General features: G+C 33.5%; 18 protein-coding genes. 6 read left to right on the forward strand and 12 right to left on the reverse strand.

Annotated features, from left to right (window positions below; translation table 11 throughout):
* The first annotated feature begins 146 nt into the window (after positions 1-146).
* Positions 147-1,658, forward strand: coding sequence for a GH3 auxin-responsive promoter family protein (locus JI750_RS01565; RefSeq protein ID WP_201998512.1), 1,512 nt, complete (start codon positions 147-149; stop codon positions 1,656-1,658).
* A 13-nt stretch (positions 1,659-1,671) separates the two neighbouring features.
* On the forward strand, positions 1,672-1,914 hold the full coding sequence (locus tag JI750_RS01570; protein WP_201998513.1) for a redox-active disulfide protein 2: 243 nt from the start codon (positions 1,672-1,674) through the stop codon (positions 1,912-1,914).
* 266 nt (positions 1,915-2,180) lie between these two features.
* Here JI750_RS01570 and serB read toward each other — a convergent pair whose 3' ends face one another.
* The 6 genes from serB to JI750_RS01600 all read right to left on the reverse strand — a co-directional run bounded on the left by serB (position 2,181) and on the right by JI750_RS01600 (position 5,891).
* Positions 2,181-3,410, reverse strand: a complete 1,230-nt coding sequence (gene serB, locus JI750_RS01575) for a phosphoserine phosphatase SerB (protein WP_111364928.1) — start codon at positions 3,408-3,410, stop codon at positions 2,181-2,183.
* Positions 3,411-3,566: 156 nt separating this feature from the next.
* On the reverse strand, positions 3,567-4,004 hold the full coding sequence (locus JI750_RS01580) for a VOC family protein (RefSeq protein WP_201998514.1): 438 nt from the start codon (positions 4,002-4,004) through the stop codon (positions 3,567-3,569).
* Positions 4,005-4,065: 61 nt separating this feature from the next.
* A complete protein-coding gene (locus tag JI750_RS01585; protein ID WP_201998515.1) occupies positions 4,066-4,503 on the reverse strand; it encodes an SRPBCC family protein in 438 nt (145 codons plus the stop codon).
* Position 4,504: 1 nt separating this feature from the next.
* The gene (locus JI750_RS01590; RefSeq protein ID WP_201998517.1) at positions 4,505-4,915 is read right to left on the reverse strand and encodes a VOC family protein; all 411 of its coding nucleotides are present in this window, start codon (positions 4,913-4,915) and stop codon (positions 4,505-4,507) included.
* A 110-nt stretch (positions 4,916-5,025) separates the two neighbouring features.
* Entirely contained in the window at positions 5,026-5,430 is a 405-nt protein-coding gene (locus JI750_RS01595) for an SRPBCC family protein (RefSeq protein ID WP_201998519.1), read from the reverse strand.
* 50 nt (positions 5,431-5,480) lie between these two features.
* Positions 5,481-5,891: a VOC family protein gene (locus JI750_RS01600; protein ID WP_201998521.1), complete on the reverse strand. Its 411-nt coding sequence runs from the start codon at positions 5,889-5,891 to the stop codon at positions 5,481-5,483.
* 140 nt (positions 5,892-6,031) lie between these two features.
* Between JI750_RS01600 and JI750_RS01605 the strand changes: the two genes are divergently transcribed.
* Positions 6,032-6,997 carry a GlxA family transcriptional regulator gene (locus JI750_RS01605; RefSeq protein ID WP_201998523.1) on the forward strand — a complete coding sequence of 322 codons (966 nt, stop codon included), beginning with the start codon at positions 6,032-6,034 and terminating at the stop codon, positions 6,995-6,997.
* A 231-nt stretch (positions 6,998-7,228) separates the two neighbouring features.
* Here the strand turns inward: JI750_RS01605 and clpX are convergent, their stop codons facing one another.
* The 6 genes from clpX to JI750_RS01635 all read right to left on the reverse strand — a co-directional run bounded on the left by clpX (position 7,229) and on the right by JI750_RS01635 (position 12,926).
* Positions 7,229-8,461 (reverse strand): ATP-dependent Clp protease ATP-binding subunit ClpX, encoded by a 1,233-nt coding sequence (gene clpX / locus JI750_RS01610; RefSeq protein ID WP_008467306.1) that lies wholly within the window; start codon positions 8,459-8,461, stop codon positions 7,229-7,231.
* 169 nt (positions 8,462-8,630) lie between these two features.
* On the reverse strand, positions 8,631-9,305 hold the full coding sequence (gene clpP, locus JI750_RS01615; RefSeq protein ID WP_201998525.1) for an ATP-dependent Clp endopeptidase proteolytic subunit ClpP: 675 nt from the start codon (positions 9,303-9,305) through the stop codon (positions 8,631-8,633).
* A 283-nt stretch (positions 9,306-9,588) separates the two neighbouring features.
* Positions 9,589-10,911: a trigger factor gene (locus JI750_RS01620; protein ID WP_201998527.1), complete on the reverse strand. Its 1,323-nt coding sequence runs from the start codon at positions 10,909-10,911 to the stop codon at positions 9,589-9,591.
* Positions 10,912-11,024: 113 nt separating this feature from the next.
* Positions 11,025-11,369: a phage holin family protein gene (locus JI750_RS01625; protein ID WP_177210895.1), complete on the reverse strand. Its 345-nt coding sequence runs from the start codon at positions 11,367-11,369 to the stop codon at positions 11,025-11,027.
* Between the two features lie 52 nt (positions 11,370-11,421).
* Positions 11,422-12,186 carry an alpha/beta fold hydrolase gene (locus tag JI750_RS01630; protein WP_201998529.1) on the reverse strand — a complete coding sequence of 255 codons (765 nt, stop codon included), beginning with the start codon at positions 12,184-12,186 and terminating at the stop codon, positions 11,422-11,424.
* Between the two features lie 26 nt (positions 12,187-12,212).
* Complete coding sequence (locus JI750_RS01635; protein ID WP_201998531.1) at positions 12,213-12,926, reverse strand: pyridoxine 5'-phosphate synthase; 714 nt, start codon at positions 12,924-12,926, stop codon at positions 12,213-12,215.
* A 115-nt stretch (positions 12,927-13,041) separates the two neighbouring features.
* On the opposite strand from JI750_RS01635, the gene JI750_RS01640 reads away from it, so the two are divergent.
* From JI750_RS01640 to porG, 3 genes are all read left to right on the forward strand, one after another.
* Positions 13,042-13,701: a CBS domain-containing protein gene (locus JI750_RS01640; protein ID WP_111376671.1), complete on the forward strand. Its 660-nt coding sequence runs from the start codon at positions 13,042-13,044 to the stop codon at positions 13,699-13,701.
* A 99-nt stretch (positions 13,702-13,800) separates the two neighbouring features.
* A complete protein-coding gene (locus JI750_RS01645; RefSeq protein ID WP_201998533.1) occupies positions 13,801-14,685 on the forward strand; it encodes an NAD kinase in 885 nt (294 codons plus the stop codon).
* Between the two features lie 173 nt (positions 14,686-14,858).
* Positions 14,859-15,551, forward strand: coding sequence for a type IX secretion system protein PorG (gene porG, locus JI750_RS01650; protein WP_201998535.1), 693 nt, complete (start codon positions 14,859-14,861; stop codon positions 15,549-15,551).
* Positions 15,552-15,553: the final 2 nt, after the last annotated feature.

A 15,553-nucleotide genomic window follows, 5' to 3' on the forward strand; every position in this document is an offset into this window, starting at 1 on the left:
AATAGAATTGTTTTTTACAAAAAAATACTATTTTTGATATGAAGACAAAGTTACTATTTGTCTCTCGATATTCAAATTTTAAGTTTTTTGTTTTACACAGATTGTAAGATTTAAAACCTAAAATCAGTTAACTAAAAAACAGATTCATGCCTTTATCTATTATCAATTCGTTTGCATCTTGGGTCCTAAAACAAAGGATTCACCAAATTGAACTTTTTTTAAAATACCCAAATGAAGTTCAGGAAGAATTATTGCACAACTTATTGACGGCATCTGAAAATACAGTTATTGGAAAAAAATATGAATTCTCGTCTATAAATTCCTATCAAACTTTTGCAGAAAGAGTTCCAATTGCCACTTATGAAGAATTACAACCGCTAATCGAACGTACTCGTTTGGGCGAACAAAATGTTTTTTGGGAAACTCCAATTAAATGGTTTGCTAAATCGAGCGGGACTACAAATGCAAAGAGTAAGTTTATCCCTGTAAGTAATGAAGCTTTGGAAGACTGTCATTATAAAGGCAGTAAAGATCTTTTGTGTCTTTATCTAAATAATAATGAAGATTCTGAATTGTTTTTGGGAAAAAGTCTTCGTCTAGGCGGAAGTTCTCAGATTTACGAAAACAACAATACTTTCTTTGGAGATTTATCGGCTATTCTGATTGAGAATATGCCTATTTGGGCTGAATTTAGCAGTACGCCAAGCAGCAAAACTTCGCTGATGAGCGAATGGGAAACGAAAATTGCCGCCATTATCAACGAAACTAAAAATGAAAATGTAACCAGTTTTGCAGGAGTTCCTTCTTGGATGTTGGTTTTAATGAATAAAGTTTTAGAGAATACAGGAAAACAGAGTTTATTGGAACTTTGGCCAAATCTGGAAGTTTATTTTCACGGAGGCGTAAGTTTTTCTCCTTATAGAGAACAATACAAAAAGCTTTTGCCAAGCAAGGATTTTAGATATTACGAAATATACAATGCTTCTGAAGGCTTTTTTGCGATTCAGGATTTAAATAATTCAAGTGACTTATTATTGATGCTGGATTACGGAATTTTCTATGAATTTATTCCGATGGATACTTTTGGAACTCCAAACCAAAAAGTGGTTCGTCTGGCAGATGTTGAATTGAATAAAAATTATGCTATAGTTATTACGACAAATTCTGGTTTGTGGCGTTATTTAATTGGCGACACGGTTCGTTTTACTTCTTTAAATCCATATAGAATTAGAGTAACGGGAAGAACTAAACACCACATTAATGTTTTTGGCGAAGAATTAATGGTTGAAAATACTGATCAAGCAATTGCTAAGGCTTGCCTGGTTACTCAAACAGAAGTTATCGATTATACAGTTGCTCCTATTTTTATGCATGATAAAGAAAAAGGCGCTCACGAATGGATGATTGAATTTAAGAAACATCCAGCCGATGTGGGGCTTTTCCAAAAAGTTCTGGACGAGACATTGCAAACCCTAAATTCTGATTACGAAGCGAAACGCTACAATAATATGACTTTAAATCCTTTGGTGATTAATGTTGCCCGCGAGAATCTTTTTTATGATTGGTTGAAAGAAAGAGATAAACTTGGCGGTCAGCATAAGATTCCGAGACTTTCGAATCAGAGAGATTATTTAGAACAATTGAAAGAAATGTGCTAAAAAACAATATAAAATGAAAGACACAAAATTCAGCGAAATGACCACTGAAGAACTGATTAAAAACCAGAAGACATTAAAAAACGTGAATACCGTTTTTTGCGTTGTGCTTTTTATGCTATTCGTTTTAAATCTATTTATCGTTTTTATGAAAGGCTTTAGCGCTATGAATATTATTCCTATTGCTTTGTTGCCTATTCTTTTCTTGAATCTGAAAAATTTGAAAGAGATAAAAAAAGAGTTGGAATCTAGAAAATAAAAATTTAATTCCACTAAACCCGCATGAGGGATAGAAGTGGAAATCCTTTTTATTTTTTCTTTAAAAATAAAAAGATTGGAACGGATAGCCCGGCCCGCCTTTTTCTGGCGGGACATGCCTATATAAAAAACCTCAGCCTTTTATTGTAAAGACTGAGGTTTGTTTTTTATTTTGATTGTCGAGTTACTTGTGGAGATCCCTCGTCCCTCGGGATGACAAAAAATGGGTCGGGTTCTTCGACTTCGCTCAGGGTGACAATTTGTAAATTACATCATATCGATATATCTATCGTGGTATCCTAATAAGTATAAAACACCGTCAAGACCTAAACTCGAAATTGAAGTTGAGGCGCTTTCTTTTACTTTTGGTTTTGCGTGGAAAGCAATTCCTAGACCAGCTAAGTTTAGCATTGGCAAATCGTTGGCTCCATCTCCAACCGCGATTGTCTGGTTGATGTGGATTCCTTCTTTTTCGGCGATTGCTTTTAGATATTCGGCTTTTTTCTGACCGTCTACGATATCTCCTAAATATTTCCCTGTCAGTTTACCATCTTTTATTTCTAATTGATTGGCGTGAACGTAGTCTATTCCTAATTCTTTTTGAAGATATTCTCCAAAATATGTAAATCCTCCTGAAAGAATTGCCGTTTTATAACCGTAATATTTTAAAGCTTTCATCAAACGGTGTGCTCCTTGAGTTATTGGCAGATTAACAGCAACGTTTTGTAGAACTTCCTCACTCAAACCTTCTAGAAGTGCCATACGTTTTTTAAAGCTTTCGTTGAAGTCAATTTCACCATTCATAGCCGATTCTGTAATCGCTCGCACTTGATCTCCTACTCCATTTAATTCTGCAAGCTCATCGATTACTTCTGTTTGAATTAAAGTCGAATCCATATCGAAGCAAACCAAACGGCGGTTTCTTCTGTAAATATTATCTTCTTGGAAAGAGATATCAACGTTGAGTGTTCTAGAGATTTCCATAAAACTCGCAGTCATGATGATCTTGTTTACAATTTCGCCTGTTACAGACAATTGAATACAAGAACGCGGATATTCTTCTTTTTCGACAACAGAAGTTCTTCCTGTTAATCTAATAATAGAATCAATATTTAAATTTTGATCTGACAATATTTGAGTTACTGCAGACAATTGTGATGCCGCCAGTTTCTCACCCAAAATATTGATGATATAACGTTGTTTTGATTGTGATTTTACCCACGTTTCATAATCTTCGATAGAAATTGGAATAAATTTCACTTTAATTTCCAATTCGTATGCTTTAAACAAAAGATCTTTTAAAACAGGTGCTGAAGAAGATCCTGCGGCAATTTCGAACAAAATTCCTAATGAAAGCGTATCGTGAATATCAGCTTGCCCGATATCTAAAATATTGGCATCGTAAGTTGCCAATACAGCTGTCAATCCTGCTGTAACCCCAATTTTATCGTGTCCAGAAACTTTTAATAAAATTATTTCTTTGTCTTCTGCTGCCATTTTATCTTCTTGATATTAAAGCGACAAAAATCGGCAATCTCCCGATGATAAAAAAGTATAATCATTGTTTTTTTGAAACAAAAAAGCACATTTTCATGTGCTTTTTAGAGTAATTTAACAATTATGTTCTACTATCAAAATAACATAACTTTTATATTATTTCATTCCTTCGTTTTTGTCAAAACTCACCATCCAATTGATGCCGAATTTATCTTTAAACATTCCAAAATAAGATCCCCAGAAAGTATCGTTCATCGGCATTTCTACTTTTCCTCCTGCCGAAAGTCCGTTAAAGATTTTATCGGCATCTTCTCTGCTTTCTGCATTAATAGAAACAGAAAAGTTATCGCCAAAACCGACATCTCCGTATCTTGGATGCGTATCGCTTCCCATTAAAATACTATTTCCAATTGGAAGAGATACGTGCATAATTCTATTCAAAGCTTCTTCAGAAAGCACTTCACCTTCTTCTGCCGGAGCATCTTTAAATTTTCCGATATACGGAAAATCTCCACCAAAAACTGATTTATAAAACAGAAATGCTGCTTCGCATGTTCCGTTAAACATTAAATATGGATTAACTGCTGTTGCCATGATATTATTTTTTAAATTGTTAATTCTAAATTATCTTTCTTCTATTCTCTTTCTTCCAGCTTTACTTCTCAGATAACTCTTTAATTATATCCATTCCTTTTGGAAAAGCTTCTTTGAAATAATCAATATGTTTTTCTATTACATCGACTTCTACATGAAGATCAACCACATCGCCTTTTTGATCTAAACGATAAGTTTCCATTGCTCCAATCCATTTCTCTGTTTCTTCATTTGGCGGAACTTCTTTATGATCTTTTAATTCGCCCATATGTTTAAAAGCCATATATTCATTCGGAATTTTAGTTTCAATCAAACTATTCATTCCTTCTCCTCCTGGCCCTAAAAAATAAATTTTATCGCCTTCGTTCCAACTAGTTTCAACGTAACTTCCTTCACAAAAAGCGCTTGTCCACTTTCTGTAAGTTTCGTCGTCCCATAAGACTTTCCAAATTTTTTCTTTGGGAGCCTTTATATCGATATTAAAAACTAATTTTTCCATATTAATCTGGTAATTTACTAAAGTCCATAAATAAAACATTCCAACGATGACCATCCAAATCGGCAAAACCGCAGCCATACATCCATCCTTGGCTTTCTGCAGGAGGAGCAAAAATAGTTCCGCCAGCTTCTTTGACTTTTTCAGCCAGTTCATCAACTTCTTCTCTGCTTTCTGCATCTATCGAAATCAAGACTTCAGAGCTCGATTTTGTATCGGTAAGACTATTTTGAGAAAAACTAGAAAATAGCATTTCTTCAAAAAGCATTATTACAAAATGTCCTTCACCTACAATCATGCACGTCGAACTTGGCGTATCATGCTGTTCATTAAACGAAAAACCTATTTTCCAGAAAAAATCTTTCGCTTTTGCTACGTCCTTTACAGGAAGATTCAACCATATTTGTTTTGTCATTTTTTGTTTTTTTTGTTGGGTTAAATATTTATTTCTTTTTAAACCATATCAGTATTATTTAGCATTCTATTTTCAACCTTTGACCCTTTGTTACTCTGCGCCTTTGTACCTTAATTAGCTTCAATATAACTTTTAAAGTTATCCAAAATCGCCTGCCAGCCTGCACGCTGCATTTCTTCTGGATTTTGAGTTTCTGGATCAAAACTTTCTACAATTTCAACTCCATCTGCAGTTTCTGCAAAAGTAATTTCAACCTTTCTTCCGTCTCCCATAACATACGAAAGCGCTTGGTTTGGTTTTACTAAAGTAAACTCCCCTTCAAAGTCAAAACTCATACTTCCGTCTTTTGCAGCCATAGTCGATTTGAATCTTCCTCCCTCTCTTAAATCGGCTTCTGCATAAGGTGTGTGCCAATCAGGAGAAGCAAAACTCCATTTTGTAATATGTTCTGGAGTATTCCAAAAATTCCAAACTTTGTCAAGAGATGCATTAACGGTGTTTTTAATTGTGATCATTTTTGTAGCTTTTAAATAATTTATTTTTCGTTTGATTTGTTCTTACTTAATTACATATTTTCTGGAATCTGACTTTCATCCATAAAGAAAACTTCCCAATGATGTCCGTCTACATCTAAAAAAGTTCTTTGATACATCCAGCCATAATCTTGAGATTGCTGGTAATCTGTTCCTCCAGCCTTAATAGCCTTTTCCATCATTTCATCTACTTGTTCTCGCGTTTCTACAGAAAGCGCCATAAGAGCTTCGCTGGTCGTTGTAGAATCACAAATTTGTTTCTTTGTAAATGTTTGATAAAACTCTTTTATCAAAAGCATCACAAAGATGCTTTCGCTTATAACGATACATGCTCCCTTATCATTTGTAAATTTAGGATTGGTTGGAAAGCCTAGTTCGTTAAAAAAAGATATTGCGCGATTTAAATCTTTTACAGCAAGATTTAAGAAGATTTTTGTTTTCATCTTTATAAAATTACGAATTAATTAAAACAAATTTAATTTTTTAAGATTACTTAAAATGTCAATAAAAGCCATTTTTAGGGGCATTTGAGACAATTTGCTTATTTTTGCTTCTTACTAAAATTCCAAAAAACCAAAATATCATGAGCACGAAACTAGGATTAATCATTCCTCACGATTATAAATTACTAAGCATCGCGGCAATATTAGAGGTATTCGAAACTACGAATAAACTTACTCCTGGAATTGAAAAACCATTTGAAATTATGATTTTTCAGTCGCAAGAACAAACCGATCAGGGAAATTTATTTGGATATAAAAGCAACGCTATTGAAACTTCAGAAATTATTCTGGACTTAATTTTAATTCCCGCTTTTACGACTGATAATATGAGCGAGATGATTAAAAAGAATAAAAGCTTTATTCCGTGGCTTCAAAAACAGCACAAAGCAGGAGCCGAATTGGCGAGTTTTTGCACTGGAGCATTTTTGTTTGCCGCATCAGGTTTGCTGAATGAAAAATTAGCTACGACACATGTTGATGCCTGCAGCGCCTTTACAAAAGCTTTTCCGATGGTGAAACTTAAACCCGAAGAAACCTTAACAGCCGACGGAAGCTTATACACCAGCGGCGGATCAACCTCAACATTTCATTTACTAATTCTTTTGGTTCAAAAATTTTGCGGTAATGAGATGGCAGTTAAAATAGCCAAAATATTCTCTATCGATTTGAACAGATACAAACAAAGCTATTTCAGCACTTTTAGACCCAATCACTTACACAATGATTCTCTAGTTGCTCTATTACAGCAAAAAATTGAGAATCAATACCATTCCATCGAAAAACTGGAAGAAATTACAAAAGATATCCCAACAAGTACCCGAAACATGACACGCCGTTTCAAACAAGTGACAGGAATTCCTCCGATTGAATATTTACAGAATATAAGAGTCGAAAGTTCGAAGAAGTATTTAGAGCAAACCCAGCTTTCGATTTCAGAAATTATCGAAAAAACAGGTTATAACGATCCTAAAGCTTTTAGAAAAGTTTTTTATAAAATGGTTGGTATGAAGCCAATTGAATATCGAGAGAAATTTAGAGTGCAATAATTTTTAGAAGCAGATCAATTCGTTTTCATAAGAACGTTTTGTCCTGCTCTACACTGTATTCCCGACAAACAAAAACTACGGCTAAAAAGCCTTGTTTTTCTAAATCGGGAGATGCCGTTTCGATCAGGGCTATCATAGAACTTTTGTATTCCATAAAAAACTGAATAAAAAGACAATAAAAAAAACCTGTTCAAAAAATGAACAGGTTTTTAGAAAATATATTTTCAATAATTAAGAAGCAATCTCCATACGCTTCAATAAGTTTTTACTTAACGTATGTTCTGCATATTCTTTATCGATTGTCAAACTAATATCGTCAGATGTTGGCAGTTCATACATCGCATCTGTCAAGATAGCTTCACATAAAGAACGTAATCCACGAGCACCTAATTTATACTCTAACGCTTTATCTACAATAAAATCTAAAGCTTCGTCAGTAATCGTAAATTCAACATCATCCATCAAGAATAATTTCTGATATTGTTTGATCAATGCATTTTTAGGCTGTGTTAAAATTGCACGAAGCGTTGCTTTATCCAAAGGATCCATGTGTGTTAAAACCGGTAAACGCCCAATAATCTCAGGAATCAAACCAAAGTCTTTAATATCTTTTGGTATAATATATTGCAACAAATTGTCTTTGTCAATATTGTCAGTGTTTTTAGAAGTTGAGTAACCAACTGCCTGACGGTTTAGACGTTTTGAAATAATACGTTCTACTCCATCAAAAGCTCCACCAGCAATAAACAATATATTTTGTGTGTTTACCTCAACAAATTTCTGGTCTGGATGTTTACGTCCACCTTTTGGCGGTACATTTACAACTGTCCCTTCTAATAACTTCAATAATGCCTGTTGAACACCTTCTCCAGAAACGTCACGTGTGATTGACGGGTTATCGCTTTTGCGAGCGATTTTATCAATTTCGTCAATAAATACGATTCCTCTTTCTGCTTTTGCTACGTCGTAATCAGCAGCCTGAAGCAAACGAGTTAGAATACTTTCAACATCTTCTCCAACATAACCAGCTTCTGTCAATACAGTTGCATCAACAATTGCCAACGGAACATCTAACATTTTAGCAATAGTTTTTGCCACTAATGTTTTTCCTGTTCCTGTCTGACCAACCATGATGATGTTACTTTTTTCAATCTCAACTTCATCATCCAATTGCTGTTGCATTAAACGTTTGTAGTGATTGTAAACCGCAACCGACATTACTTTTTTAGTCTGATCTTGACCAATAACATATTGATCTAGGAAAGCTCTAATTTCTTTTGGTTTCTTTAAAATCAAGTCCCCAACTAATTTTGCGCTTCCGCTAGATTTTAATTCTTCTAAAACAATTCCGTGTGCTTGCTCAATACACTTATCACAAATATGTGCATTAATACCTGCAATTAATAAATTAGTTTCTGGCTTCTTTCTTCCACAAAACGAACATTCTAATACTACTTTTGCCATTCTATATTTAGTTACTAAGCTGCAAAGATACTAAGTTTCTAAGCTTTTTTAAATTAAAACTTTAAAACTTAACTCCTTACAGCTTAATATTTTATTTTTTATTTGAATTTCAAATCACAAAGAACACTTAGAATCTTAGCGTCTTAGCAACTTAAAATCTTTTATAAAATTATCCTCTTCTTAATACTTCGTCAATCATTCCGTACTCTTTTGCTTCATCTGCTTTCATCCAGTAATCACGCTCACTGTCTTTGTGCACTTTGTCAAAAGTTTGTCCAGAATGTTGAGAAATGATGTTGTAAAGTTCATCTTTTAATTTCAACATCTCACGTAAGTTGATTTCCATATCTGTTGCAACTCCTTGTGCTCCTCCAGATGGCTGGTGAATCATTACTCTTGAGTGAGGCAACGCAGAACGTTTTCCTGCTGCACCGGCACATAATAAAACCGCTCCCATAGAAGCCGCCATCCCTGTACAGATTGTTGCTACATCTGGCTTGATGTATTGCATAGTATCATAAATTCCTAAACCTGCATAAACACTTCCTCCTGGAGAGTTTAAGTAAATTTGAATATCTTTTGAAGCATCAGCGCTTTCTAAAAATAACAACTGAGCCTGAACGATATTAGCAATCTGATCGTCAATACCTGTTCCTAAAAAGATAATTCTGTCCATCATTAATCTTGAAAAAACGTCTAATTGAGAAATATTCAGCTGACGCTCTTCAATAATATATGGAGTCATGTTTGTTGGAGTCATTGCTGCTACGATTTTATCGTAATACATTGCGTTTACTCCTTGGTGCTTTGTAGCAAATTTTTTGAATTCTTTACCGTAGTTCATATTTTTAGTTTAAAGTTGAAAAGTCTAAAGTCAGCATGTGACTTAAACGAATTAAACAAAGTTCATACCTTTTTATAAGAGATGCCAATTTGTCTTCTTTTTATAATAGAAGTTTCGTTATTGAAATTTAAGAAATAATTATTTCAAATCAACGATCTTTTTAAAACAAAAAAAGAGCGTCAAAAATATCTTTTGACGCTCAAATATAACTTTTTTTATCTTTCAGTTTCTGTAATAAAATCTTAAAATTTGACTTTACAACTTTTGACTTTCAGATTAAAATTTATTCTCCGTAAGAAGCTGCAATAAATTCTTCGTAAGTAACCTCTTTAGTTGTTGGGTTAGCTTTTTCTTTGAAGATGTCTAACATTTTAGCTGCTACAACTTGCTCAGAAAGTCTTTTCACTTCGTCTTGGTTAGATAAAACTCTAGCCACGATTCCTTGAACTTCTTCGTCGGTTGGGTTTGTTTGACCAAATTGAGCCATTTGCTGTCTGATAGCGTTTGATGTAAACTCTTTCAAGTCATCAAATGTAATTTGGATATTGCTTTGAGCTAAAGCTTTTCCTTCGATTAATTGGAAACGTAAACCTTTTTCAGATCTTGCGTATTCAACTTCAGCTTCTTCTGCTGTTAATTTTTTCTCACCTACAGTTTGCAACCATTTTTTCAAGAATTCAGCTGGTAAATCAAATTTTGTGTTTTCGATTAAGAAATCTTGAACATCTAATAATAATTTTTGGTCAGCTTGCTGAGCGAATTGTGCCTCAGCATCTTCTTTAATTTTAGCTTTTAAATCTTCTAAAGAAGCAACTTTTCCTTCACCAAAAAGTTTATCAAATAATTCTTGGTTTAATTCAGCTGGCTCAGAACCGTTGATAGCTTCGATAGTAAAGTTTACTTCAACATCTAAACCGTGAACACCTTCGTGACCTACTTTTAAGTAATCCATTAATTGGTGATCGTCTTCAAATAAGCCTTTTGTACTTACTGTAACAACATCTCCAACTTTTTTACCTGTGAATTGTTTTTGAGCTTTTTTACTGAATGCATCAACAGCGATTGTAGTTGTATTATTGATTCCGTTTGCTTCGCTAGAGAAAGTTCCAGTTAAGTCAGATTTTGCATCAGAAACTTCTTGAGGAACTGCTTTTCCAAATTGTTTTTGGATACGCTCAACTTGTCCGTCGATTAATTTATCGTCAGCAGTAACGATATATTTTACGATATTGTTTTTAGCTTCAAGATCAATTTCGAAGTTTGGCACTAAACCAATTTCGTATTCGAAAGTTAATTCTTCAGCATCCCAGTTAAAATCTTCGTTTACTTTAGCAAGAGGAGTTCCTAAAAGATTTAATCTTTCAGATTGAATATAACGCTCTAAAGCCAAATCAACTACTTTTTTAATCTCTTCTTGTTTGATACCTTTTCCGTATTGTTTTTCAACAAGATCTTTAGGCACTGCACCTTTTCTAAATCCTTTTACTTGCGCTAAAGGCATTTTTTCGTTAATTCTTTTTGCTACTTGACCTTTATAATCCATATGAACAACGTTCATAACGATTGTCTCGTTTACAGCGTCTATTGCTACTCTTTTAATATCCATCTTCTTCTTTAATTTACATAATAAAATTGGGTTGCAAAATTATAAAATTTTTGCAACCCAACCAAGTTTTTAATCTATTGTATTTGAAGCAGTTTTAATCTGCTTCATTTGTTTTATTTATCGTCTCCAAGTATTTTATAAGTAATAGATTGAAGTATAGACAAAATAATACTGAATAGCAATGCTGTCCAAAATGAATTTACTGCAAAACCGCCTACAATATTAGTGCACAACAAAATAATTATCGCGTTGATTACCAGTAAAAACAAACCTAAAGTAACAAAAGTAACGGGCAAAGTTAAAATCACTAAAATTGGTTTTATAAAAACGTTCAGCAATCCTAAAACTACTGCAACAATTACAGCCGTACCAAAACTAGCAACATGAACCCCAGTCAAAATGTTAGATAATAATAAAACCAAGGCAGCAGTAACAAGGAGTCTAAGTAATAATTTCATAGTTATTCTGGTTTAAAATTTATTTAAAAGTACTATTTTTTATCAAAAATAACTACTCTTTTAAAAACGTAGCAGTCAATTCAAAAAACATCTTCGGATTTTCTGCATGAAGCCAATGTCCTGCATTTGGGATGGTTTCTAATTTTAAATTTGGAAAATGTTTACGAATTCCATCAAGATCAGCATCTTGAATATATCCAGAATTTCCGCCTCTAATAAATAATGTCGGATTATTAAAAACCAAATTATCAGCCAAAGGTTTTCCAATAGCATCGAGATTATTATTAAATGCTTCAAGATTAAATCTAAAAGCCAATTGTCCTGGCTCTTTCCAATATAAATTTTTCAAGAGGAATTGTCTTGTTCCGAAATCAGGAACATATTGTGACACTATTTCTTCTACATCATTTCTGCTTGGTTTTACCGAAAAATCGACAGCATTTAATCCTGCCAAAATCTCTTGATGATGCTGTTTGTAGAATCTCGGACCAATGTCCGCCACAATCAATTTGTCTACAATTTCTGGATGTGTCGTTGCAAAAAGCATTGCTACCTTCCCCCCCATTGAATGCCCAAGAATATCAATTCGTGCTAGATTATTTGCTTGGCAATATTCATAAACATCTTGAACCATCGCTTCGTAACTCCATTCGTCTGAATGGAAACTACGACCGTGGTTTCGTAAATCTAAAATATGAACCTGAAATCCGGCTTCTACATATTGTCCTGCTAAAGTTTTCCAGTTATCAGACATTCCGAGAAATCCGTGCATGATGACAAATGGTTTTCCTTCTCCTTCTATTTTTGAATAAAGCATATTTTTAATTTTTTCTTTTTAAAGAATTATTTCAATTTATTCAGATACATATTTACAGTATTATCTAAACCAAGATAAAGTGCCTCCGAAATTAAAGCATGGCCAATAGAAACTTCTAATAAACCTGGAATGTTTTCTTTAAAAAATTTGATATTATCTAAACTCAAATCGTGTCCTGCATTGATTCCTAACCCCAATTCATTTGCCAAAACTGCAGCTTTAGCATAAGGATCAATTGCTTTTTCGTTTCCTAAACTATATTGATGCGCGAAAGATTCTGTGTATAATTCAATTCTGTCAGTCCCTGTTTTTTTTGCACCTTCAATCATTTCTAAAATTGGATCAACAAAAATCGAAGTTCTGATTCCGTTTCTTTGAAATTCTTGAATAACTTCAGTTAAATAATCTTGATTTTTGATGGTATCCCAGCCTGCCGACGACGTAATTGCGCCAATTGCATCTGGAACCAATGTTACCTGATCAGGTTTGCATTCTAAAACTAAATCAATAAAATTATGCTGCGGATTTCCTTCAATGTTATATTCTGTTGTAACAACTGCTTTCAAATCGCGTGCATCTTGATAACGAATATGACGCTCGTCTGGACGCGGATGAATTGTAATTCCTTGTCCGCCAAATCGCTGAATATCGACAGCTACTTTTAATAAATCGGGAACATTTCCGCCTCGAGCATTTCGAAGCGTTGCTATTTTATTGATATTAACACTTAATTTTGTCATATAAATAGATATTAATTCTAGTAATCTTATATTTGTTACGACAAAAATACAAAGTAAAACAGAGCAGTTTTCGGTATTTTTTGATTATTTTGCATCAAATATCCTCAATTGATTTATGACAGAAATTACAAACTATATCACAAACGATTTCAGAGCGATTGACAGTCAAGAAACAATTGCTTCGATTCAGGACTTTTTTATCGATGTAAATTTTTCTCATTTTCCGATTTTAGAAGATGGTGTCTTTATTGGAAGCATCTCATCTGACGATGTTGAAACATTTGACATTGAAAAAAAAGCAATCGATTATAAATACACTTTAGAACGTTTTTTTGCCAGAAAATCGATGATTTGGCTAGATGTTCTAGAAGTTTTTGCAAAAAACCACACTAATCTTCTCCCAATTCTTGACGAGAATAATAACTACATAGGTTATTATGAAATGGAAGACATCATGAAGTTTTTTCAAGAAACTCCATTTTTAAAGGAACCCGGCGCGATTATTATTGTCCAAAAAGGTCTTTTGGATTATTCTATGAGCGAGGTTACCCAAATTGTAGAAAGCAATAACGGTAAAGTTCTAGGATGTTTTGTTTCTGAGGCTGATACAGAAAATGTTCAGATTACTGTAAAAATTGGTTTAGGAGCAATTAATGAAATCATTCAAACTTATAGAAGATATGGTTATGAAATCATTTCTGAACATCAGGAAGACACCTATATCAATAGTTTAAAAGAACGATCAGATTACTTAGACAAATACCTTAATATATAAGTTATGAATGTGCCAATGGGAAAATTAGTTAATTAAATGATTTTCGCATTTCCCAATTATCTAATTAACACATTGACAAATTCTCTAATTTAACAACGAATGAAAATAGCCATTTACGGACAATACTATCAGAATAGCACTGAACCTATTATAAAAGACATTTTCAATTTCTTTAATGCCAACAACGTAGAAATGGTAATTGAAGAAAATTTCCTGAACATGCTTTATGAAAAACAGCTTGTAAAAAAAGAATATAAAACTTTTTCGCCAAGTACTGCTTTAGACAATAGTTTCGAAATGCTTATTAGTATTGGTGGCGACGGTACAATTTTAAGAGCCGCAGCTTTTGTTCGTAATTCAGGCGTTCCTTTGTTAGGCATAAATGCAGGAAGACTAGGTTTTCTAGCCAAAGTTCAAAAAGAGAATATTGATATTTTGCTTCAATATGTTATTGATCAAAATTACACAACTTCAGAACGCACTTTACTAGGAATTACATGTGAACCTTATAATGAAGCTTTCAAAGAGCTTAATTTTGCCATGAACGAAGTAACAGTGAGCAGAAAAGATACTACTTCGATGATTACTGTAGAAACTTATTTGAATAACGAATACCTAAATTCATATTGGGCTGACGGATTAATCATTTCAACACCAACTGGCTCTACAGGTTATTCTTTAAGCTGTGGCGGACCAATTTTAACACCAGATGTCAAGAGCTTAGTCATTACGCCAATTGCCCCTCATAATTTAACTGCCAGACCTCTTGTTATTCCTGACGATACCGAAATCACACTGCGAGTAACAGGAAGAGAAGACCAATATTTGGTTTCCTTAGATTCTAGAATTTCTTCAGTTAAAAACGAGTCGATTTTAAAAATTAAAAAAACAGATTACAAAATTAAAATGGTTGAAATACCAGGCGAAACCTTCTTAAAAACATTAAGAAACAAACTGCTCTGGGGAGAAGATAAAAGAAATTAAACTCTTTTCTGATTCTTCACTATACGATAATACCACATTTTCTCGTTCTGCATGTAGTGAATCATCATTAAATGGCTCAAAATCATAACGTAAATTGAAAAAAAGGCACATTTAACTAAAGGAACTTTGATTCGTATTGATAATTATTATATTTGCACGCAATTTTGAATTAAATGAAGAAAATTTTTAATTTATTGTTATGTTTTTTCCCCTTTATTACACTTAATGCTCAAATCAATGAGCTTGGTGTTTTTCTTGGCGGAAGCAACTTTGTAGGCGATGTTGGAAAAACAACTTATATCGCTCCAGAAAAACTAGCTTTTGGTGTTCTTTACAAATGGAACAGAAGTCCGAGACATTCATGGCGCTTCTCTTATACGCAATCAAATGTTAGCGGAAATGATTTCAAATCTGATGAGACAGGCCGAAACCAAAGAGGCTATCGTTTTGAAAACAATATAAAGGAACTTTCTGCTGGTTTGGAATTCAATTTTTTCGACTTTAATTTGCATGAAGATCGCACAAAAATAACTCCGTATGTTTTTACCGGTTTAAATTACTTTTTCTACGATAACTTATACCGATACACTACAAGCCCCAATACCGTATACGCTCAAAAAAATCAAAGTACAGTGGCCATACCTATTATATTAGGTATAAAATCCAATATTACACCACGTTTCATTTTAGCTGCTGAAGTTGGCGCGCGTTATACCTTTACAGATAATATAGACGGAAGCAATCCAAATACAAACAATCCAAATATCATGAAATTTGGAAATTTAAATAATAATGACTGGTATATTTTTTCTGGTATGACTTTAACATATACCTTTGGAAAAAAACCATGCTATTGCGCATACTAAAA

This window comes from Flavobacterium tagetis, from assembly GCF_016735615.1.
GTDB classification, from domain to species: Bacteria; Bacteroidota; Bacteroidia; order Flavobacteriales; family Flavobacteriaceae; genus Flavobacterium; species Flavobacterium tagetis.

Excerpts from the sequence above, each read along its gene's own strand:
- JI750_RS01565 (WP_201998512.1), top strand. The coding sequence starts at position 147 with ATGCCTTTATCTATTATCAATTCGTTTGCATCTTGGGTCCTAAAACAA.
- JI750_RS01570 (WP_201998513.1), top strand. The coding sequence starts at position 1,672 with ATGAAAGACACAAAATTCAGCGAAATGACCACTGAAGAACTGATTAAA.
- serB (WP_111364928.1), bottom strand. The coding sequence starts at position 3,410 with ATGGCAGCAGAAGACAAAGAAATAATTTTATTAAAAGTTTCTGGACAC.
- JI750_RS01580 (WP_201998514.1), bottom strand. The coding sequence starts at position 4,004 with ATGGCAACAGCAGTTAATCCATATTTAATGTTTAACGGAACATGCGAA.
- JI750_RS01585 (WP_201998515.1), bottom strand. The coding sequence starts at position 4,503 with ATGGAAAAATTAGTTTTTAATATCGATATAAAGGCTCCCAAAGAAAAA.
- JI750_RS01590 (WP_201998517.1), bottom strand. The coding sequence starts at position 4,915 with ATGACAAAACAAATATGGTTGAATCTTCCTGTAAAGGACGTAGCAAAA.
- JI750_RS01595 (WP_201998519.1), bottom strand. The coding sequence starts at position 5,430 with ATGATCACAATTAAAAACACCGTTAATGCATCTCTTGACAAAGTTTGG.
- JI750_RS01600 (WP_201998521.1), bottom strand. The coding sequence starts at position 5,891 with ATGAAAACAAAAATCTTCTTAAATCTTGCTGTAAAAGATTTAAATCGC.
- JI750_RS01605 (WP_201998523.1), top strand. The coding sequence starts at position 6,032 with ATGAGCACGAAACTAGGATTAATCATTCCTCACGATTATAAATTACTA.
- clpX (WP_008467306.1), bottom strand. The coding sequence starts at position 8,461 with ATGGCAAAAGTAGTATTAGAATGTTCGTTTTGTGGAAGAAAGAAGCCA.
- clpP (WP_201998525.1), bottom strand. The coding sequence starts at position 9,305 with ATGAACTACGGTAAAGAATTCAAAAAATTTGCTACAAAGCACCAAGGA.
- JI750_RS01620 (WP_201998527.1), bottom strand. The coding sequence starts at position 10,911 with ATGGATATTAAAAGAGTAGCAATAGACGCTGTAAACGAGACAATCGTT.
- JI750_RS01625 (WP_177210895.1), bottom strand. The coding sequence starts at position 11,369 with ATGAAATTATTACTTAGACTCCTTGTTACTGCTGCCTTGGTTTTATTA.
- JI750_RS01630 (WP_201998529.1), bottom strand. The coding sequence starts at position 12,186 with ATGCTTTATTCAAAAATAGAAGGAGAAGGAAAACCATTTGTCATCATG.
- JI750_RS01635 (WP_201998531.1), bottom strand. The coding sequence starts at position 12,926 with ATGACAAAATTAAGTGTTAATATCAATAAAATAGCAACGCTTCGAAAT.
- JI750_RS01640 (WP_111376671.1), top strand. The coding sequence starts at position 13,042 with ATGACAGAAATTACAAACTATATCACAAACGATTTCAGAGCGATTGAC.
- JI750_RS01645 (WP_201998533.1), top strand. The coding sequence starts at position 13,801 with ATGAAAATAGCCATTTACGGACAATACTATCAGAATAGCACTGAACCT.
- porG (WP_201998535.1), top strand. The coding sequence starts at position 14,859 with ATGAAGAAAATTTTTAATTTATTGTTATGTTTTTTCCCCTTTATTACA.